Source organism: Streptococcus marmotae, assembly GCF_001623565.1.
GTDB classification, from domain to species: Bacteria; Bacillota; Bacilli; order Lactobacillales; family Streptococcaceae; genus Streptococcus; species Streptococcus marmotae.
The window spans coordinates 1,304,507-1,324,098 of the sequence record NZ_CP015196.1 but is presented as its reverse complement, the minus strand read 5'-3'; the positions used below and the strand labels follow the sequence as shown (position 1 = coordinate 1,324,098).

Below are 19,592 nucleotides of genomic sequence, written 5' to 3'. Positions count from 1 at the left end.
GCTATACTATCCTTAGAAAGTAGATTGTCAAAAGTACCGGAGGTAAAGTAGCATGAACCGTAAACGACTTATCCTAGCTATTATTTTCACTTTTATTGGACTACTGGGTTACCTGGTTATCTCCAAGCTTATACCTGCTAAGCTACCGGAAATTCCGTTAACAGAACAAGCAGATGCCTACCTTATTGGTACCCAGTCTATCTCTGCCATCCAGATTCGTAACGATAAACTCCAAGTCATCAAACAAGACAAACATTCTGAACTTCCATCGAATACGACGCTCTATCCTGCTATTTCATTTGATAAACGCTATCTTGTCTTCCAACATAGAAAAGAGGAAATGGACTCATCTTCTCCTCCGTCCGCTATTTTTAGCATCGACTTTGATACAGGTAAAACACAGGTACAAAAGACCAAGCACGCTTCTACTATTGGAATGGGAAGTAGTCAAAACTTTTTCTATACATGGTCTGCCAATAACCTCACCCAATTTGACAAGGAAGGAAAAGAAGTCCAGAGTAAAACCTTTGAGCACCTTACCGATGGAATGCAAACGTTTAATGTTGCAAGTAATCGCATTTATTTACTAGCTTTTGCTAAGGACTCAACTATCCACCTACTTGAGTTAGACGAAGCCGACCTCTCCCTTATCTCGGATCAAACACTCTCTGAATTAGATGGAGGTGTTCCCCGATTTACACAGGCTACCATCATTCAGGGGGTACTTTATGCCTCCTTGCATTCGATTGGGACTGTAGCAGATAATCGACTCCTAGTCCTTGATTTACAGACTATGCAACCAGAATTTATCAACTTGAACGAAAAAAATCCTGACTATCTCTATCAGGATGGCAATCGTCTGTTTATCACCCATGACTCCTCTGCGTCCGGCACTCTAAAATTGTCTTTCTCTACTCTTAACCTAGATACAGGTGAAACAACATTTACTGATGTATCGCATATTCTAAACAATGACACGCATGAGATTAGTACATCACACCTTAAAAACTTCAAGTATACTACAGATGGAAAACTACTCTTCACCGTTCATAATCGCCTTATCTATTTTGATAGTGAAAAACAAGAAGTGCTTGACACCCTCACCCTCGAAGAATCCGACCAGATTATTTCCCTTTGGATGAAGTAGAAATGGCATGTAAAAAAGTCCTATCAACCGATAGGACTTTATCTATTTTTACAATGAATTTGGATCAACCTTGATACCAACACCTTGTGTCGTAGTGATTGTCACAGAAGTCATGTAAGTACCTTTAGCAGTAGCTGGTTTTGCTTTTACAATTGTGTCGTGGAACGCTTTGAAGTTTCCAACCAATTTTTCAGCATCAAATGATACTTTACCGATGATTGCTTGTACGATACCTGCCTTGTCAGCACGGTATGTAATTTTACCACCTTTAGACTCTTCAACTGCTTTTGCAACATCCATTGTTACAGTACCAGTTTTAGGGTTTGGCATCAAGTTACGTGGTCCAAGGACACGTCCAAGACGTCCAACAAGTGCCATCATATCAGGTGTTGCGATAACAACATCGAAATCTAACCAACCACCGTTGATTTTTGCAACGAGGTCATCTTCACCAACGAAGTCTGCACCAGCAGCTTTTGCTTCTTCAGCTTTTGCACCACGTGCAAATACCAATACACGTGAAGTTTTACCAGTTCCGTTTGGCAATACCATTGCACCACGGATTTGTTGATCTGCTTTACGAACATCAATGTTCAAGTTGTAAGCAACTTCTACAGTTGCATCGAATTTTGCAAAGTTAGTTTCTTTTGCAAGTACTACAGCTTCTTCTACGCTGTAAGCTTTTGTACTGTCGATTTTTTCAAGTGCAGCACGCATTTGTTTGCTTTTTTTAGCCATGTTTATTCTCCTTGTAATGTGGTCATATCGATTTTCATCTCCCACGTCACTCATCAGAAATGATGAAGTCTTGCGGGTTGTGGGCTGTTATTGATTAGTCAACAACAGAGAATCCCATAGAACGAGCAGTACCTTCGATCATACGCATTGCAGCCTCAAGGTTTGCAGCGTTTAAATCTGGCATTTTAGTTTCAGCAATTTCTTGTACTTGTGCACGAGTAACTGTTGCAACTTTTGTTTTGTTTGGTGTACCTGAACCTTTTTCAACACCTGCAGCTTTTTTCAATAGAACAGCAGCTGGTGGTGTTTTTGTGATGAAAGTAAATGATTTATCTTCGTATACTGAGATTACAACTGGGATAATCATTCCAGCTTGATCAGCTGTACGAGCGTTAAATTCCTTAGTGAATCCCATGATATTGATCCCTGCTTGACCAAGTGCTGGTCCAACTGGTGGAGCTGGAGTAGCTTTACCCGCAGGAATTTGAAGTTTTACAAGTTTTTCGACTTTTTTAGCCATCTTTAAATCCTCCTATTGTGGTTTTTGCGGTAATGACAGATTTTTACCTCCCACAAGTATGTGATTTTCCACATACCCTCTCATTATACAATATTTTCGCTAAAAATCAAGCTTTATGTTTACTTTTTCTTACTTTTTTTATAGAATAAAACCATGATATTCTTGAAATTTGCTTCTGTACTCTTTATCGTCCTTCCCTTAATCGTTTCGATTTCAATGGTAAAACTATTTAAATTGCACAAGAAAGGCTGGAATTTTGCCGACATCGCCTTTCCTATCTTTGCTTTTGAATTCTATCTTGTTTCAGACAAGGTCTACTATCATAGCTTTTTGCCACATTTGATATTGGCTTTATCGATTCTAGCACTAGGCATCACCTGTTCTCTCTTATTTGGCAGACGAACATTTTCCTATCGTCGTTTTTTGAAGTTCTTTTGGAGAGCAGGTTTCATTCTCACTTTCCTGATGTATCTTGCACTCGTTATTGCCTTATTCACCATGAAAAGCTAAGTTCTCGCTCCAAGAAGGAGCGCTTTTTTATTGACAATTCTGTTCTAGCAGCCATCCACTTCTTTTGCTATACTGGCAGCTCGCTCACTTCTTGGCTCGTGAAAAAACAGCCCACTGGGCTGTTTTTTTCTCATTCATGTATCTCCAAGGGGAGGCCGTCGGGGTCAAAGAAGAAGGCCATTTTTCTGCCATCAAAGTCATCATAGCGTAAGGGTTCATGAGGAATGTTTAATCGTTCAAACTCCATCAAGCATTTTTCGACATCTGCTACTTTGAAAGCAAGGTGTCGTAATCCTGTGTGTTCTGGTTGCGGCATGGGTGGGCGTTTAGGGGCATCTGGTTTAATAAAGATTTCGAGTACCAGATTTCCTTTGCGAACGTTGAAGAGAATATCATTCTTTTCTGGTCGGATATGCTCATCTAATTGTTCAAAGCCTAGTTTATCGACATAAAATTCTTTTGTCTTTTGGTAATCACTACCGATAATGGCAATATGATGTAGGGTGTCTAATGGCATCATTGCGCTTCCAATACCTTTCTTGGTTTCGTTCCTTCCGCAGGACCAATCACGCCTGCAGCTTCCAATTCTTCCATCAAGCGGGTTGCACGATTAAAGCCAACCGATAAACGACGCTGAATCATAGAAGCACTGGCTTTTTGCGTTTCAATAACTAGGGCTTTTGCTTCTTCAAAGAGCGGATCACCACCGCTATCACCTGCTCCACCCTCAAAGTCTCCTTCTGTTACTTCACCAGGGTCAAAGGACTCATCATACTCAGCTTCTGCTTGGTGTTTGATAAAGCTCACAATCGCTTCAACATCATCATCTGAAATAAAGGATCCTTGTAGGCGGACAGGATGATTTTCATCAATCGGCTTGAAGAGCATGTCACCTCGACCTAATAATTTCTCTGCGCCATTTTCATCCAAAATCGTGCGGCTATCTGTTCCACTTGATACAGCAAAGGCAATCCGAGACGGAACATTTGCCTTAATCAAACCAGAGATGACATCAACCGATGGACGCTGGGTTGCGAGAATCATGTGAATACCAGCCGCCCGCGCCTTTTGTCCCAGACGAATAATAGCATCTTCTACTTCCTTGCTGGCTACCATCATCAAGTCTGCTAACTCATCTACAATGACCACAATCAAGGGCAGAGGAATCTGTTTTTCATCTGAGTTACGGTTAAATTCTGCAACTTTTGTATTGTAGCCTTCGAGGTTCCGAACACCTAAATGGCTAAAGAGTTCATAGCGTTTTTCCATTTCATCTACGACTTTTTGGAGTGCTCGCGCAGCTTTCCGAGGATTAGTCACAACGGGAATCAGAAGATGAGGAATATCATTATACACCGATAATTCGACCATTTTGGGGTCAATCATCATAAATTTCACCTGATCTGGTCCTGCTTTCATCAAAATAGAAGCAATAATCCCATTAACTGCAACAGATTTTCCTGAGCCTGTTGAACCAGCGACCAATAGATGTGGCATACGAGCCAAATCAAAGGAACGTACGGAGCCATTTACTGCCTTACCAAGTGGAATATCCAATAATTTAGTCGGAGAAGTTTTTGCTTGTTCCCATAATTCTCTAAACGGTACCATCGCAACTTCAGAGTTTGGCACTTCAATACCGACCAAAGATTTTCCTGGAATCGGTGCTTCAATCCGCACATCTTTGGCCGCAAGGGCTAGGGCCAAATCATCTGCCAAATTCGAAATCCGATTCACCCGCACACCAACGGCAGGCTTCACCTCATATTTGGTTACTGATGGACCGATTTCTGCCCGCTCAACCACTACTTTGATTCCAAAACTTGCAAAGGTATCTTCCAAGACCTTGATATTTTGACGGACGATTTTCTTTTCATTGGCTTGACTTTTAACTTTTATTGGTGCAAAAAGATCAATTGTCGGTAATTTGTAGGCCAATTGGGCTTTCGGCTTGAAGTCAAGCGCAATTTCTTCTGCTCTTGGTTCTTCGAAGATTTCTTCTTCATCAGCTAACAAGACAGGGAAGTCATCCTCAAAGGATTCGACGCGCTCTTCTGCTAATATTGGAATCTCTCGTTCTTCTGCTTCGAGGATTTCACCTGTCTCTCTATCAACTGGAAGACGTTCTGCTGGTTCAAAAAATTCAAGCTCTACTGGCTCATTTTGTTCTTCTACCAATCGTTTGGCTTCTTCCTCTGCTTGGCGCAGCGCTTTTTCTTCTGCCTTTACAGCACGCTTTTCTGCCCGAATCGCTGCTCCCTCTCGGTATTTGTCCCGCAAATAAACTGCACCATCTGCCAAATCATAAATTGACCACGGACTCATGAAAAACAGCCCCAAGGCAATCAAGAGTGCACCGATGAAAAAAGTACCTAGCGTTGCAAATAGAAAAGAAACGGGCACATACAGACCGCCACCTAGCAGACCACCGCCCAAGAATTCCTTTACTCGAAAGGCAGAAAGCTCTGATAGGGCTAGTTGAAAGGTATGGTGTAGCAGATCTTTTTTCTTATATAAAAGATCAAAATAGGCTTGATATTCCAGTAAAATTCCAGCGAATACCAGCCAGAAACCCGAAATCATTCCTTCTCTTTGCCTTAGTTTGGAGGAAAAGAAAAGATAGAGAACTAAAGCCACAATCAACAGGTAGGTCGTACTTCCAACTAGTAATCGAAAAAGATTATAGGCTGTCACACCAAAAACTCCTAATCTGCTTGCGGCAAAAAGGAGAAAAATAACAGCTAGGAACCGAAGTAAAATGGATTTGATTTTTTCTTGTCGGGCTAATTCACCCTTTGTTGGGCGTCGCGTGTTCCGCCCTCTGTTTGTCTGATTTTGTCTTGCCATGCTTCTATTATACCATACTTTACTAGTAGGTCTAGTATTGGCTTGATCGCAAAAACTCTCCAACAAGTCGAGTTGATTGGAGAGTTTACAAGTATAAATTATTTAGGGATTCATCGACACATGAACGTGATCAAAGTGATTTTCTGTGATACTGCCACGATCAGGCATCAGATTCCAAGTATTAGCCGGTCCGTAGATACTTGGATAAGGGGCATAAAAGCGTTGTTTCCAAATAATGTACGAGATATTTTTACTGGTCATCTGTTGAATCGCATAGTTGGCGACCTGGTCTCCTAGCGCAGCGTCATTGCCAACCATAAAGTCAACTGCGAGACCTTTACCATGATCACCACCATCACCTGGACGATAGAGACTAAACGAGGTAATGCCATAGAGACTAGCTACTTCTTCCTTGAATGCTGCAGTCTGTGGCTTAAGTCCTGCATTAGCAGGATTTGCCGCCGCAATGCTAGTGAAGTCTGTCGAAGTCTGAGCTGGGGCAGGATTTTCCTCTACTGGAGAAGAAAAAGCGACTTCCTCTTGTGATTTTACGGCTTCTGCTGCAGGTAGCGATGTGCCAGCTTCTTCATTTTGTACAGTAGTTGGATCAGTTGTTCCCTGAGCTGGGGCAGGATTTTCCTCTACTGGGGAAGAAAAAGCGACTTCCTCTTGCGATTCTACGGCTTCTGCTACAGGTAGCGATGTGCCAGCTTCTTCATTTTGTATAGTAGTTGGGGCAGTTGACTCCTGAGCCTCTGAAACAGGAGCTTTTTGTGGAGTTTCTATTGGCTCTGTTAAGTCCTCCACAGGGATTGTTTGATCATTGACAACCACCTCCTGCTTCTCTAAATCGACTTTAGTCGTTACCTGTTCCTCAGTGTTTTCACCTTGAGGCGACTGAATCTCAATAGCCGTTACTTCTTGGCGCGCATCGGTTTGGACTATCAAGACAGTTTCTGGAAAAATCAAATTGATATTGGCAATCTTATTGATATTTGCTAAGACCGTCATATCGATATCCATAGCCTCAGCAATCGTGCTAAGCGTATCCCCATACTGAATCGTGTAGGTTTGCTTATCTTTCTTTGCTAAGATATCTGCTTTGATTTCCTCGACCGAGCGAGCTGTCCAAACTGGCAGCAATTCATCTGCTTGAGCAGTCGCAGTAAAAAGCGACAAAGCAAGAGTTGAGAATAAGAGTGTTTTTTTCGTTACGTTTAAAGACATCATTTCTTCCTTTTCTTTTGTGATAGAGACCATCTTACCATAATTTTGAAAACAAAAAAGGCCTTTTAAGCCTTTTTCATGAAACTGTATTTTGACTGTTACAAAAAGAAATAGTTGTCATCTGATTGTCTTTTCTGTCATCATATTGTAATTTACAATATTACATCCATTTCTGTTTAAAAAAGAATCTCCTGATCATCATCTTGCCCATTATCAACTGGCATCACCCACCAACAGATTAAATAAGGAATGACACCAAAGCCATAGGCAAAGGCTAAAACTCCCCATATCACACGCACAAGAGTTGGATCCAAGTCAAAATACTTGGCAATTCCCGCACATACTCCTGCAATTTTTACATCATATCGATCACGCATTAATCGTTTTTGCATACTCTTTTCTCCTTTTCTCTTCATATATGACTAAATAACTTGTCTTTGAACAGTCTCAATCCTTAAAATTTCTTCTTGGGATGACGGTCAATCACCTCAGAATGTGCTGCAAGGACTGTTTCTCCCTTAGTTGTCAGTTTATAGCCGCGAACACTGAAGAATTGTGCTAATTCTTCTTCCGAAAACTGCTCTTTTAAAGCAACATCCAAATCTGCTGACCTCATTTTAGATAGACCTGTAACACTCTTTGTTTTGAGCATGTTTTTCTTCATGGTCGCATTGACATGATCCAGCGAATCAAAGGCTGTTTCGACAGCGGCGTAGCCATTCTTCACCAAATCTGCCAAATGCTTAGCCGCATCAATGCCGTAAGTATATTCAAAATATTTAGGAAAAACGGAATCCGTTGTAAAGGTATCAAACTGAATTCGCCACAAAAGGATGATATCCCCTGCTAACAATCCGTCTGTTAAAGGTTCCATATTCCGCTTGGGAACAGGCTTGGCATCCAGTAACCATGTCGCTAAATCACGGTCTGGAGCAATATAGGGCATCCGAGCATGGTCCTTATAAAGTTCTCTTACCTGCTCTTCTACTGTCATATCGTATTCTACCTCACTTATTATCTATTTCTGCCACATTTCCTAGTCAAGCCTCTTAAAGTCAAGAAACCGTGTCCCTTGGAAGGCTAATTCACCCTTGTCACCTTCAGCGGATAGGGCATAGATTTGGCTTTTCACCCGAAATTCCCTGCGCTCACCAGTGTCGAATTCAAAGGTGACATAGTAAGCAGTATAGGCTCCCTCATTGCCATGCACATGCGTTCGTTTGCCAATCAGCTTAGCAGGCAAAACCTCCTTAGGCGAAGCATTGTTTCGTAGAGCTTCAAAAAGAGAGCTGCCCAGTCGCCATAGGATCATTCCAATAACAACCGTAAAGACTAACAAAAACCAAACAGGAATCATTGGTAATGTACCCATAGCCCTATCCACCTTTCAATTTTTATATTATTAGTATAGCAAATTTTACTCAAAAATACTCCTTTTATGCGATTTTTGAAAAAGAGAGCAATTCATGCTACAATAGGACTAATCTATGAATCGGAAAGGAATCTTATGAAAAAACGACTATTACTTGCGCTTGCTACAAGCCTCATTCTAACAGCTTGTACGACTAACTCTACAACCACAACTTCTTCAACTCCTTCATCAGCCCCAGCCGCAAGCTCTGACACAACCGCTGCCAGTCAATATGCCAAGGATTTGGCTTACGCTATTAACAATCCTGATGCGACTTTCCCACAATTGACAACGGAAATTGCAGACAATGAAGCGGCTGTCCTCATCAAGACAAGTCAAGGCGATATCAAGTTGAAACTCTTCCCAGAGCAAGCTCCCTTGGCCGTTGAAAATTTCCTGACTCATGCCAAAGAAGGCTATTACAATGGAGTGATTTTCCACCGTGTCATCAATGGATTTATGATTCAAGGGGGGATCCTCAAGGAAATGGTACAGGCGGAGAATCCATTTGGGCTGGCAAAGATGAAAGTATTGATAAAGGACGTGGCTTTATGAACGAACAATCTGCCTTCCTCTACAATATTCGTGGCGCTTTATCCATGGCAAATGCTGGTCCTAATACTAATGGTAGCCAGTTCTTCATTAATCAAAATCCCAAAGATACTTCTGGACAGCTAGATGCTAGTAAATACCCCGCTAAAATCAAGGAAGCCTATAAAAACGGTGGAAATCCAAACCTAGACGGTGGTTATACGGTCTTTGGACAAGTCATTGAAGGCATGGACGTTGTGGATACCATCGCAGCGACTGAAACAGATGAAAAAGACAACCCCAAAACAGACATCAAAATTGAAGCGATTGACATTATAAAGGATGTGGATGTAAAAAAATAAAGATAGCAAAACAAACATCCAAGTATGACCATAAAAAGCGGATAAGTGTAGATTCTGATTGACAGAAAACGACACCTATTCGCTTTTCTTGTTGTCTAATACTCTATAAGACTCATTTATACTCAGTTAAAATCAAAGTTAGCACTTTGGGATACTTTCTTAAATAGTACGGTCGCAAGCAACCTCCCTTATTTTGAATGTATCGCCTTTAGATCACTTCGTTTAATCTATTTTCTTAGAGAATAGATATTTATATGACGAAGTAGCTATTTTTGATTTTCATTGAGTATTAATTTCAAAAATAGCCATTTTGTTGTACCGGGAGTGAGACCAAAGTGTCCAGCTTTGCTTCGTTTATAGCTTTAATAGTTTGATTTATATCAATAGTCAGGAGAGTGACTATTAATACCTGAGCCTAAAAATTTGAAAGCGGGGTTTGTCTGGTTTGTAAAACATTGATAGTTCAACATGCTATTAAAGGGGGCTAGCGAGCATTTCTTTGCTAGCCCTATTTCCAACCTTTCACAATTCTCAATTGTGAAAGCTAGTCAACTTTGCGGTGGGGGTAGTAAACTAATCCAGTGGAGTAGTTTAGCCCGAACCCAGAAGTAAAGAGAAGGGAAGTAAATTGATTTCTGAGAAATACCGATTTTTGTCTCACTCCCATATCATGTCTATATCCATTCATTCTTGGGTATAAAAATATAAGGATTCGAGTGAGCTCAATGGAGACTTTCTCAGTAAACGAAATGACTAGTGATAGAAAAAGGAAGTTTATGCTCAAACCATCTAAGAAAATCGCAAAAATGCTAACTTTGATTTTCATTGAGTATAAGAGTCAAAATCTGATTGGACACGAAGCCATAGGTAGTTGCAACAATTGATAACTATTACAGAAAAAACATTTGCTTTTTTAAACAGTTCAGCAAGGTAAGGGAACGACGAAAGATGCTGATGTTTGGCGAGCAAGGTGTATCTGTTAGAAGTATCAGAAGCTTAAAGATTCTGATAATCTGCTTCGCTTGCTACATTCGCTTGTCGATCTTGCGCTTGCAAGAGTTCGTATCTAAAGGTTGGCTGCTCCAAACAAGATTTCAATTGTGCAACCATAGCAGACACATCTACTGCTGGAAAGACCAGCTGGGGTGCTACATACTGCCTGTGATGAACAGTCTCGTTAAAGGCAAAAATCCATGTCCGTTGCTCAAAGGCTGCTCTGACGGCCGATAAAATCTCTTCATGATGATTGATATCCAGGTAGATCCTACTTTTTTCCAGCAATTCTCTCGCTTTATCTACCGTTATATTTGGATACAATTGAACATTTGGATACTCTCCCATGTGCATCAATTTTCCAGACATTTCTGTCAGGGCTCCAATGTGGAATTGCAAGTCTGGTAAGGCTTGAATGAGAAATTCTAGCTGTTCGATTTGATCTGAATTGGTTAAAATAAGCGCATCCTTTGTCAATTCTCTCTCTTCCTTAAATGGATACAGGAAGCCGACATACGACACGCACTCACGCTGGGCTTCTGTCAAAAGTGGGAGCATCTTTTCATAGGTTGCCTTATCTTGTACCACGACCTTTGTTGTACGTGGTGATTGATCAAATAAGAACCGCATATTTCCTGGAATGTCATCTACGATTGGTTCCTGCCAAAAGAGAATATCCTCTCCAGCCCCTGCCAGCGACAGAGTTACAAAAAATGGCGTAGAGAGTGAATTATAAAAAATACGATCCAAGTCAAAACCTGCCACCTGCAAATAGTAGGCCACAAACTGCTCTCTATTGGCAAAAATATGCTGTTTCCCTCCATCTTGCAGTAAGATGCTACCTGTTGCATGATGTTCGACAATAACTTCCTGCTGCTTGCGATTGTAATAACTGGTTTTTATAGATTCACCTTGCTCAGAAAGGGTTGTCTGAGCAAATCGAGCTCCGAAGCGATTATAACGATCGATAAAACGTACTCTTCCCTTGCTATCTAACCAATCTACTGTTTTAACCAAACGATTATAATGTGCAGGAGAAAAATGAATAATCGCTTTTTTCTCATGTAAGTCAAACACTTCTGCCTGCCGGTTTGTTGAACGAATTTCCCAAAAACGCGGTAGCGGCAAGTCATTAAAGTATAAGGGACGACCTTCTGCTTCTGAAAAACCTGTAAAGTACAAATACGGTGACGTTACATCTTCCGGTAAAAAGCCATCGTCTTGAATGACTACGGTAGGATGTGTGTACCCGGCTCTTAAAAGTGAAAAATGCAAATCCCAACTCTGTTGGTGATAATGGTCAAATAGGTTAATCATGCGTCATCTCCTCTATCAGTTGTTTCCACTTCTCTTCGACGTTTACCGTTAAGTAGTCTGCTGCCACCTGATAAGAAACCTGTTGGAAAGTTCCTAAATCTTGTTTTTGGAATAGAGCCACAATCCTATCTGCAAAAGCAGCTACGATCTCTGACTCTTGGTTTGTATCGTATTTAGGGATTAAAAAGCCATTTTTTCCTTCCTTCACAAAAGTCTGATTACCATAAGGCACATCAAATCCAATGATAGGCAGTCCAGAACCGATTGCCTCAAGAAGCGTCAGTCCAAAACCTTCACTGGTTGATCCAGCCAAGTAAACCTCGTATTCTTGGTAGACATCTGCTAAGTCTTTATGACCTTTCAGCTGAATATAACTGCCTGCCTGGCCCTTCGAAATCAACTCACGAAGTTTTTGCTCTTCTCCACCTGCCCCATAAATATCAAATGTGAGTTCTGGTATTTGCTCATGAGCCTTGATAACTGCTTTGATTAGCCAATCAATATGCTTTTCTGCTGCTAGGCGAGAAGCCGTGACTGTAGAATACGCCTTTCTCACTACTTCTGGTTGGCGCAGTTGCTCTAAACTACCAACTGGAATCGTCCAGATCACTGGATTTCGGCCTTCAAATTGCGCAAATTGTGTTGCCATGGTTTCCTTTTGACGCTCGGTAGCAACTAGGAAAAAATCAACCTCATCTGAGTAAGTGAATTGGTAATCATAAAAGTTATTCCATAAAATTGTATGTTCTGTTACCGTATTTGCACTGTAATGCTCTGCATGCACCACGACACCTAGTTTTGCGGGTTCATGATTGGCAAATACTGCCTGACCCACACCCGTTGAACGGTCTAAAATGACAACATCTTTCGTTGTTAGATGCAATGACTTCATAAAATGGGCCATGAATTCTTCCTTAGAGTAGCAAATCATATCTGACAAACGGTAAATGGATTGGTTTTCTCCAATCATTTCATCATAGGCAAGGCTACCGTCTTCATTGAAAAAACTACGCTGATATAAGGTAGCTGTATTTTCCTTGGGAGCGTAATACTCACTAAAAACCTTAGTATAAGTATAAAAATCCTTGCGAACCAAATGCCCCTTTGACACGATTTCCACACAACGAACAAGCTCTGAATCACTCCCTTTATGGTAGATTGTTAAAAAATCATTCTCACCAAAAAAGAGGCGAGTAATCGAGTTGTCTGTTTCTTCTCGGAGAATAGTCCTACTCTGTTCATTTCGAATATCGGCTATCGTAACGGTTGTTGGTGCAACCTTGATATCGGTAAAATAGGTATACAACCAGATAATCTCCTCATCACGAAAACCAATATTGCGGGTCAAATCACAGATGTTGTCTTGGCTAAAAAAGTCTGTAAAAATAAATTTTGCCTCTATGCCAACTTTTCGAAAAACAGTGGCACGATAGGCTTGGGCATATTCAACGCCACTGCTAGCCCAGCCAATTCCTAAATTGATATTATAAACTGTCATTTTTTCTTCTTTCTTATGCGAAATAAATCTGAACTTCCTGTTTTTTATTATAGGAAACTTCACTCAAGAGAACATGCCGTACGACCAATTGATAAACAGATTGTTTCATACGATTGTACGATTCCAAAGCCTCCCGATGGTATTCGAAAATTGGATTGCGTTGAGCAGTTGATCGTGCAGTAACAACTACTCTTAGCTGCTGCAAATAATCCACCTCCTCAATCCAAGCTTCATCAATAGCTTTCAGGATAGACACACGTTGAAACTGGGCAAAATCCTGCTTGAGAAATTCTTTCTTGCGTTCCAATTCTTCCTGTGCAATCCGCAACAAATGAGAGCGAACTTGCCGAGGATTCTGATAATCAACTGGTTGGTGAATCATAGGACTATGGTAGGAGAGGTTATCAAAGATAAAGCGTTTGACAACAAATTCACTCAAGCTTTCCTCCTGTGCAAGAAAATCGTCAATCACCCCAGTGATGACATCCAGCAAGTGAAACTCATCCTGGTTAGCGTAAATCAGACGATTGCGTTGGGCATAAATAGTCTCGCGTTGAACTTTGACACTGTCATCATAGGCCAAGCTCGTCTGCCGTGAACTGCGACCAACTGCCTCGCTCTTAGCTTGAGCTTGGGTCAGATACCTATCAAACCTGCGATTGGACAATTGTTTAGGCGACAAGGGGTCACATGCGTCCTTATGCTTTTTAAAATACTTCTGGCACCAGTCGCCTCCGTGCTTGATGAGCAAATCATCTTCAAGGGAGACAAAAAATTGGCTGAAGCCAGGATCTCCCTGCCGTCCCGAACGTCCCCGCATCTGCAAATCCATACGTTCATTAGCCATGCGTTCAGTTCCAATAACTGCGAGACCACCTAATTCTGCTACGCCTTCCCCCAACTTGATATCTGTTCCCCTTCCTGCCATATTTGTCGCAACGGTCACAGCCCCTAATTGACCAGCCTCGGCCACCATCTGTGCTTCTTTGGCTGCATTGTGGGCATTGAGCACACTATGCGGAATGGATTCCATTAGAAGGATTTCAGAGTACAATTCCGACATTCTGACCGAACCAGTCACAATCAACATGGGTTGCCCTATCGCATGGAGCTGCTTGATGAGCTGCATAGAGGCCGTAATTTTTTCAGGCAAGGTGGTATAAATCTTATCCTTACGGTCTTCTCGTAGAATGGGGCGATGAGTCGGTATGCGGATAACTTCCATGTTATAGGTTTCCACAAATTCATCTTCCACCGTCTTCCCCGTACCAGTCATCCCGGCCAAGACAGGAAACTTGAGAAATAAATTTTGATAGGTAATCGAGGCCATTGCCCGAGTCTCATCGGTGATTTTCACGCGCTCCTTAGCTTCTAAAGCTTGATGTTGCCCACCTTGAAGCTTGGTCCCTTCTAAGATACGTCCATTTCCAAGATCCAGTAATTTAACCTCGTCTTCTCCATCCTTTCCAGGATCCACCACGTAATCTTTCCCTTTTTCAAACAGGTAGTGGGCTTTTAAGGCCAAGGTGACGCGACGAACCAAGTCGAAGTTTTCAAGACTAAAGAAATTCTTCACTGAAAAATAGGCTTCTGCGACATCAATCCCTTTCTGAGTTAGCCAAATCTCTTTTTTATCCTCTTCAAATATATAGTCTTCCCCTTTGGTCAAGCTGAGAACAAAATTATCCGCAAAAGTTAATAAATTGGACTGAAGACGAGGTGAGCCAGAGATGACCAGAGGAGTCTGAGCCGTGTCTAACAAGACCGCATCTGCCTCGTCAATAATAGCATAGTGAAAATCTCGCATGTACTTTCCCTGAGCAGAGGTTGCTAAATTGTCAATCAAATAATCAAAGCCCAAGGTTCCATTCGTTGTATAGACAATGTCCGAATGGTAAATTTGGCGCTTGCGTTTGGCTGTTAATTTCTTCTTAGACTCATCTCCCTCAGTAATTCCAACCGTCAAGCCCAAAAAGCGAAATACTTCTCCCATTTCTGTCCCGTCACGTTTGGCCAGATAGCCACTTGTCGTAACAAGCATGGCTCCACGCCCAGACAGGGCATTTAAATAAAGAGGCATCGTAGCCGTTAAGGTCTTGCCTTCTCCAGTTTTCATTTCAGCTAAGTTTCCTTCATGGAGAACAATCGCTCCAAGCACTTGGACATCGTAGGGAAACATCCCCAAAACCCGTCTATCAGCCTCTCGAACAACCGCAAACGCTTCCGGCAACAGACTATCTAAACTCTCTCCTTGAGCAAGGCGCTCTCTAAATTCAGTTGTTTTCTTCTGTAATTCTCTATCTGTCAAAGCCGCCATTTCAGTACTTCTGGCATTGATTTTTTTCAATATCCTTTTCAATCGTTTCAAACGATAATAGTCCAACGAAAACCAATTTTGTTTCATTATTTCTTTCTTCCAGCTTTCTGCTTAATAGGTCAAAGGGAGCTGCAGCGCATAATCTACTGCATTCATACTAGGTGCTATAAAAGATAGAGTGTCCTGTTTGCCCAACTCCTCATACCAAATCACTTTATCTTCATAAGATAGACGACTTAAAAATCGGTCAACATCAATTGTCTCATCAAAAATCTGCGACATTATCCTGTCATACTCTTCTTTTGGATACATATCATCTGTCACATAGGCCTTGCCCAACTCAAAATACATGGCATGATAGAGAGCTGCAAAATTCCCACATGGACCACTTCCAATAAAAGAAATGGAAGCTTTAGGATGAGCGACGATAAACTGCTCGACTTTTTCTAGACTTTTTTCATCAAAATAAAGCGTGGCCGCTCCCTCGGTCAAAATAAGCGTATCTGCCTGCCCAGCATACAAACTAGTAGCCAAGTCCTCATCTGCCTTTTTATCCCAGAATAAAACATTTAGCGAACTAGGCGCTCTCAGGTCTATTTCAGTCTTGACCTCTTCTACTTCCAAATAACGGAACAGCATCTTCGTACAGCCCGCATTGACTAACTCAATATCATAATAGTAGGCTTCAGGAGGGTAGGTGAAGGATTCATCAGAAGATTTCAAGATTACAAAATCAACGGCTTTTTGAAATCGGTCGTAAAAATTCACCCGAAGATAAATGCTCTGTGCAGGAATCGTCTCTGCTGAAAAATGTAGATGATAGGTTGCTCCTCTTGTTAGCAAGGGCAGATTCGCTTGCTCTCTAGCTGCTTGGTAATTTTTCGAAGATGACCATTTATACATAATTGCTCCAGGTGGAATGAGGATATTTTCAATCTGAATCGTCTTATTCCTCGGAATGATAACCGAGCCTGTTAAATAGGTCTCTAGCCCTATTTTCCCCCAGTAAATGCGATATCTCATCACGTTTCTCCTCTACCAAAATCTTTCTGTAATACCTTTTGATATTGATTTAAAAACCAAGGAATGGTTTCACTAGAGCCATCCAAATGTCGACCAATCCAGCCTTTTCCGACAACTTGCACATCCGTATGAGCAAAGCATTCCATTAAGTTTTGAAAGGCCGCATGGTCATAATCATCATTTTTCATATAAGCAATAAAAAATTTTGTATTCGTATAGTGACCCGATTTGATTTTATTCCAGAAGCGCTGATTAAAGCGCACTTGTGCTTCTTCGGATAAATCACCTTCAAAATGTAGTAACAAATCGAGTGACGTGGGAAAGCCACCTGGACGGATGGTTTTTTCTAAAGCTGCTGTCCGTCCCAAACTAAAAATAGGCTTAGATAAAATGATTGCGTGTGGATCTAAATCTGCTCCATAATAGGTAGCACCAAAGGTTCCCATTGACATCCCTGATAGAATCAACTCTTTATTAGAAAAACCAAGATAAGCCAAGCATTGGTTAATAGTTGCTGAAATGGCTGCTTCAAATTCTCCAGTCCCCATATAAAACGAGCCACCTTCTAAACGTGGATCACAGATCAATAGCATTGGAGTTCCTAAATTTCTCATCATGCCATATCCTTCAAAACCTTCCGCTGTACGGAAACCTGAAAAATAGACGCACAAAGGTGGTTTAAAATCTCCAGGATGAAAGAAATAGTTAAACTCTCTACGTTCCGAATCACAAAAACGTTGGCCACCTAGACTAAATTGACCAAAACCTGCTCTCCCCCAGCGATAATGTAAGGGACCTATTTTTAAAAATCCTTTACCTCTTGCTAAAATGCTAACTGAAAGCGAGCCATTGTAATCGCTGTCAATAGCATTTGGTTCTTGCAATTCATCCCCTTCAAACTCCCATTCTTCCACAATATCACCCAAGGATCCGTCTGCAATATACTTGACCTGAATTTTTACATCACAACTGGCTTCTTTGACAAATTCCTGCCATAGCTCCACTTGCACATCTTTATAAATCGGTACACCATACAAAAAGGAGCCAATCACTCGGTAGTCTTCCCCATACTCCCCATCTAGGACAAGATAATGATTTCCCTCATAATGAGAAAGGTATTTTTCAGACTCTGCTTGAACACCAAAACTCGAAATTCCTATTTTTTGTCCGAATTGCCCACCAAAGAAAATTTTGGAAAAAGTCCGAAGTATAGAAGGTTTATCTGAAAAGTCTGCTTGTTGTCCTAATTTTCGAAAAAGAAATTCCTGTAAAATAGGATCACTTGTCGCTAGATCTTTCGGAAAAAAGACATGGTAAGGTTCTACAACGGTGTCCAATAGCAATAGTTCTGATGGATAATCCGGCTCAGTTAAAATGATGCCATCTACTTTGACTTTCCTTCGCTTAATATCCTTCTTTTTAGGAAACTTCGCTTTTTCTTTTTGATAACGAGCTTCTAGCTTCTTATTTTCTGCCTGTAAAAAAGAAAGAATTTCTTGCGGTTGCAAGTAAATCCAATCTATATTTTCTGGAATTTCTGCCTCATCCTGCCAATTGTGATGACCGATTTGGAGCAATCTAATCTTTTTTTTACTCATGATATCCTATACTTTGTTTTATTTTTTCTACCAAACTACCACTGGTGTAGGAGGCGATTTTTTGAGCGGCATACATCAAGGATTCATTCCAATTCCGTAAGCCGACTAAATAATGGTGCAAAGCAAGACTTAGTTCAGACGGATGAGAGAGCAGATAACCATTTTTCAAATGTTCGACAAACTCCGTTGATTGGATAGTAATCTGTGGAATTCCTGCACTGATTCCTGCAATCTGGGTATATAAATCAGGCTCACTTGTCACATCAATAATCAGACGACTTTCTTCTAGGGAGCTCATAATATCTAAATCTGATCGTAGAAATTCTATACTCACTCGCTTCGCTTCTATCTCTACCTCTTCATCATCGTCTTCAAAAGCCTCAGCCTGTTCTTCCTCCGTTTCCAATTGGAAAAATTCTAGTTCATAACGAGCCAACACTTCCTCAAGCCAATCTTGTTTTGCTTCTTCTTGGGCTGGGTCTGTCTGGTAACTAATTAATTTCAGATGAACATCTTCATGCTCATTCATAAATGGGGCAATCTGATCCAAATACTGCAACAACACATTTTCTTCCAGATCATCCATCAAGAAATAGAGAAATAATTCACGAAAACGCTGGCTTTTTCCAAGATTCAAGCGAGCGTCAAAGAGAGAAATATGCTCAATGGGCGTAGAAACAGCTTCTTGCAATCGTTCCTTGCTCCTCTGTCTATCTACCACCACCAAATCAGCTAGAGCTGTATCCTGCGCTATTTGCTCCATCTGATGAAAAGGATAGCGCTCATCAAAATACGATAGAATCAATCGATGCGAACCTTTAGCTTGCAAGATTAGGTTATTATGTTGTGGGCTGGAAGCTAGAACTAAGACATCTTCTACTGTTAATCTGGTTACATAGGCCGCTACTTTTTCTTGGATAACGTCAGCAATCGAGCCATAGCGTTCTTTCTGAAAACGGTGGGCTACACTAGGATTAACAGTCACTTCCTGCGTCTGTAAATTTTCCCGAATCTGCCAGTCTCCCGTCGCATTTAGATAGTCTTGATAGTTCTCGTTTCCTTGGTCATCATAGTATACGATACTTGATAAGAAACCACGGTCATCAAAGACCAAGCGTTTTGATGGTCTGTCATCTTTAAAAAATTGGATATAAATCAAATGTGCTTCTTCACCAAATTCCACATGTGCCCATAGCTTTTTGTCCCGCCGAACAAGCACTAAAAAATTTGTATAGACAAACTCCACATTTTCTGGCCACTGAAATTCCTTAAAATCAAGCATCCGTGGCTGGATATGATGGGTATGTTGAATCTCGTCAAATACAGACCAATAAGGGACTTCAAACAAATCATAACGATGCAGAAAATAGCGAAGATTGGGCATATAATTTGAGAGTAGCATCCCTATGTCTTCATTTGTCTGCTGAAACATTCGCATCTGATTAATTGCATCATCAAAATGAATCGAAGAAACGCCACGATACCAAGCAGTTGTCGGATCATACCAAGGTCTGCCTTGTCCATACCAGGCTGGAATAAAATGAAACATCTTT

General features: G+C 41.1%; 16 protein-coding genes and 1 pseudogene. 3 read left to right on the top strand and 14 right to left on the bottom strand.

The genetic code is table 11. The features are described 5' to 3' along the window. Window positions 1–52: 52 nt before the first annotated feature. The gene (locus A4H00_RS06765; protein WP_067088453.1) at window positions 53–1,147 is read left to right on the top strand and encodes a hypothetical protein; all 1,095 of its coding nucleotides are present in this window, start codon (window positions 53–55) and stop codon (window positions 1,145–1,147) included. A 48-nt stretch (window positions 1,148–1,195) separates the two neighbouring features. On the opposite strand, the gene rplA is transcribed toward A4H00_RS06765, so the two are convergent. Continuing rightward, complete coding sequence (gene rplA, locus A4H00_RS06760; RefSeq protein ID WP_067088451.1) at window positions 1,196–1,885, bottom strand: 50S ribosomal protein L1; 690 nt, start codon at window positions 1,883–1,885, stop codon at window positions 1,196–1,198. A 94-nt stretch (window positions 1,886–1,979) separates the two neighbouring features. Further along, complete coding sequence (gene rplK / locus A4H00_RS06755; RefSeq protein WP_067088449.1) at window positions 1,980–2,405, bottom strand: 50S ribosomal protein L11; 426 nt, start codon at window positions 2,403–2,405, stop codon at window positions 1,980–1,982. Window positions 2,406–2,558: 153 nt separating this feature from the next. Between rplK and A4H00_RS06750 the strand changes: the two genes are divergently transcribed. Beyond that, on the top strand, window positions 2,559–2,915 hold the full coding sequence (locus tag A4H00_RS06750) for a DUF3397 domain-containing protein (RefSeq protein ID WP_067088448.1): 357 nt from the start codon (window positions 2,559–2,561) through the stop codon (window positions 2,913–2,915). A gap of 130 nt (window positions 2,916–3,045) precedes the next feature. On the opposite strand, the gene gloA2 is transcribed toward A4H00_RS06750, so the two are convergent. The 6 genes from gloA2 to A4H00_RS06720 all read right to left on the bottom strand — a co-directional run bounded on the left by gloA2 (window position 3,046) and on the right by A4H00_RS06720 (window position 8,361). Then, a complete protein-coding gene (gene gloA2 / locus A4H00_RS06745; RefSeq protein WP_067088446.1) occupies window positions 3,046–3,432 on the bottom strand; it encodes an SMU1112c/YaeR family gloxylase I-like metalloprotein in 387 nt (128 codons plus the stop codon). Continuing rightward, a complete protein-coding gene (locus A4H00_RS06740) occupies window positions 3,432–5,762 on the bottom strand; it encodes a DNA translocase FtsK (RefSeq protein WP_067088444.1) in 2,331 nt (776 codons plus the stop codon). The genes gloA2 and A4H00_RS06740 overlap by 1 nt, the downstream gene beginning before the upstream one ends. Window positions 5,763–5,864: 102 nt before the next feature. Continuing rightward, window positions 5,865–6,989 carry a LysM peptidoglycan-binding domain-containing protein gene (locus A4H00_RS06735; RefSeq protein WP_067088442.1) on the bottom strand — a complete coding sequence of 375 codons (1,125 nt, stop codon included), beginning with the start codon at window positions 6,987–6,989 and terminating at the stop codon, window positions 5,865–5,867. Between the two features lie 176 nt (window positions 6,990–7,165). Further along, window positions 7,166–7,381: a PspC domain-containing protein gene (locus A4H00_RS06730; protein WP_067088440.1), complete on the bottom strand. Its 216-nt coding sequence runs from the start codon at window positions 7,379–7,381 to the stop codon at window positions 7,166–7,168. Window positions 7,382–7,443: 62 nt separating this feature from the next. Beyond that, on the bottom strand, window positions 7,444–7,983 hold the full coding sequence (locus A4H00_RS06725; protein WP_067088438.1) for a hypothetical protein: 540 nt from the start codon (window positions 7,981–7,983) through the stop codon (window positions 7,444–7,446). Window positions 7,984–8,025: 42 nt separating this feature from the next. Continuing rightward, window positions 8,026–8,361 (bottom strand): DUF2500 domain-containing protein, encoded by a 336-nt coding sequence (locus A4H00_RS06720; protein WP_067088436.1) that lies wholly within the window; start codon window positions 8,359–8,361, stop codon window positions 8,026–8,028. Between the two features lie 135 nt (window positions 8,362–8,496). On the opposite strand from A4H00_RS06720, the pseudogene A4H00_RS06715 reads away from it, so the two are divergent. Continuing rightward, window positions 8,497–9,293: pseudogene (locus A4H00_RS06715) on the top strand (peptidylprolyl isomerase). A gap of 996 nt (window positions 9,294–10,289) precedes the next feature. Here the strand turns inward: A4H00_RS06715 and gtfB are convergent. The 6 genes from gtfB to asp1 are packed head-to-tail and all read right to left on the bottom strand — an operon-like array spanning window position 10,290 to window position 19,588. Beyond that, a complete protein-coding gene (gene gtfB / locus A4H00_RS06710) occupies window positions 10,290–11,603 on the bottom strand; it encodes an accessory Sec system glycosylation chaperone GtfB (protein WP_067088434.1) in 1,314 nt (437 codons plus the stop codon). Then, complete coding sequence (gene gtfA / locus A4H00_RS06705; protein WP_067088432.1) at window positions 11,596–13,101, bottom strand: accessory Sec system glycosyltransferase GtfA; 1,506 nt, start codon at window positions 13,099–13,101, stop codon at window positions 11,596–11,598. Before gtfA ends, gtfB begins: the two co-directional genes overlap by 8 nt. 13 nt (window positions 13,102–13,114) lie before the next feature. Further along, the gene (gene secA2 / locus A4H00_RS06700; RefSeq protein WP_067088430.1) at window positions 13,115–15,505 is read right to left on the bottom strand and encodes an accessory Sec system translocase SecA2; all 2,391 of its coding nucleotides are present in this window, start codon (window positions 15,503–15,505) and stop codon (window positions 13,115–13,117) included. A gap of 24 nt (window positions 15,506–15,529) precedes the next feature. Then, the gene (asp3, locus tag A4H00_RS06695; RefSeq protein ID WP_067088428.1) at window positions 15,530–16,441 is read right to left on the bottom strand and encodes an accessory Sec system protein Asp3; all 912 of its coding nucleotides are present in this window, start codon (window positions 16,439–16,441) and stop codon (window positions 15,530–15,532) included. Continuing rightward, window positions 16,441–18,039 carry an accessory Sec system protein Asp2 gene (asp2, locus tag A4H00_RS06690; protein WP_067088426.1) on the bottom strand — a complete coding sequence of 533 codons (1,599 nt, stop codon included), beginning with the start codon at window positions 18,037–18,039 and terminating at the stop codon, window positions 16,441–16,443. Before asp2 ends, asp3 begins: the two co-directional genes overlap by 1 nt. Beyond that, complete coding sequence (gene asp1 / locus A4H00_RS06685) at window positions 18,032–19,588, bottom strand: accessory Sec system protein Asp1 (RefSeq protein WP_067088424.1); 1,557 nt, start codon at window positions 19,586–19,588, stop codon at window positions 18,032–18,034. Before asp1 ends, asp2 begins: the two co-directional genes overlap by 8 nt. Window positions 19,589–19,592 lie beyond the last annotated feature (4 nt).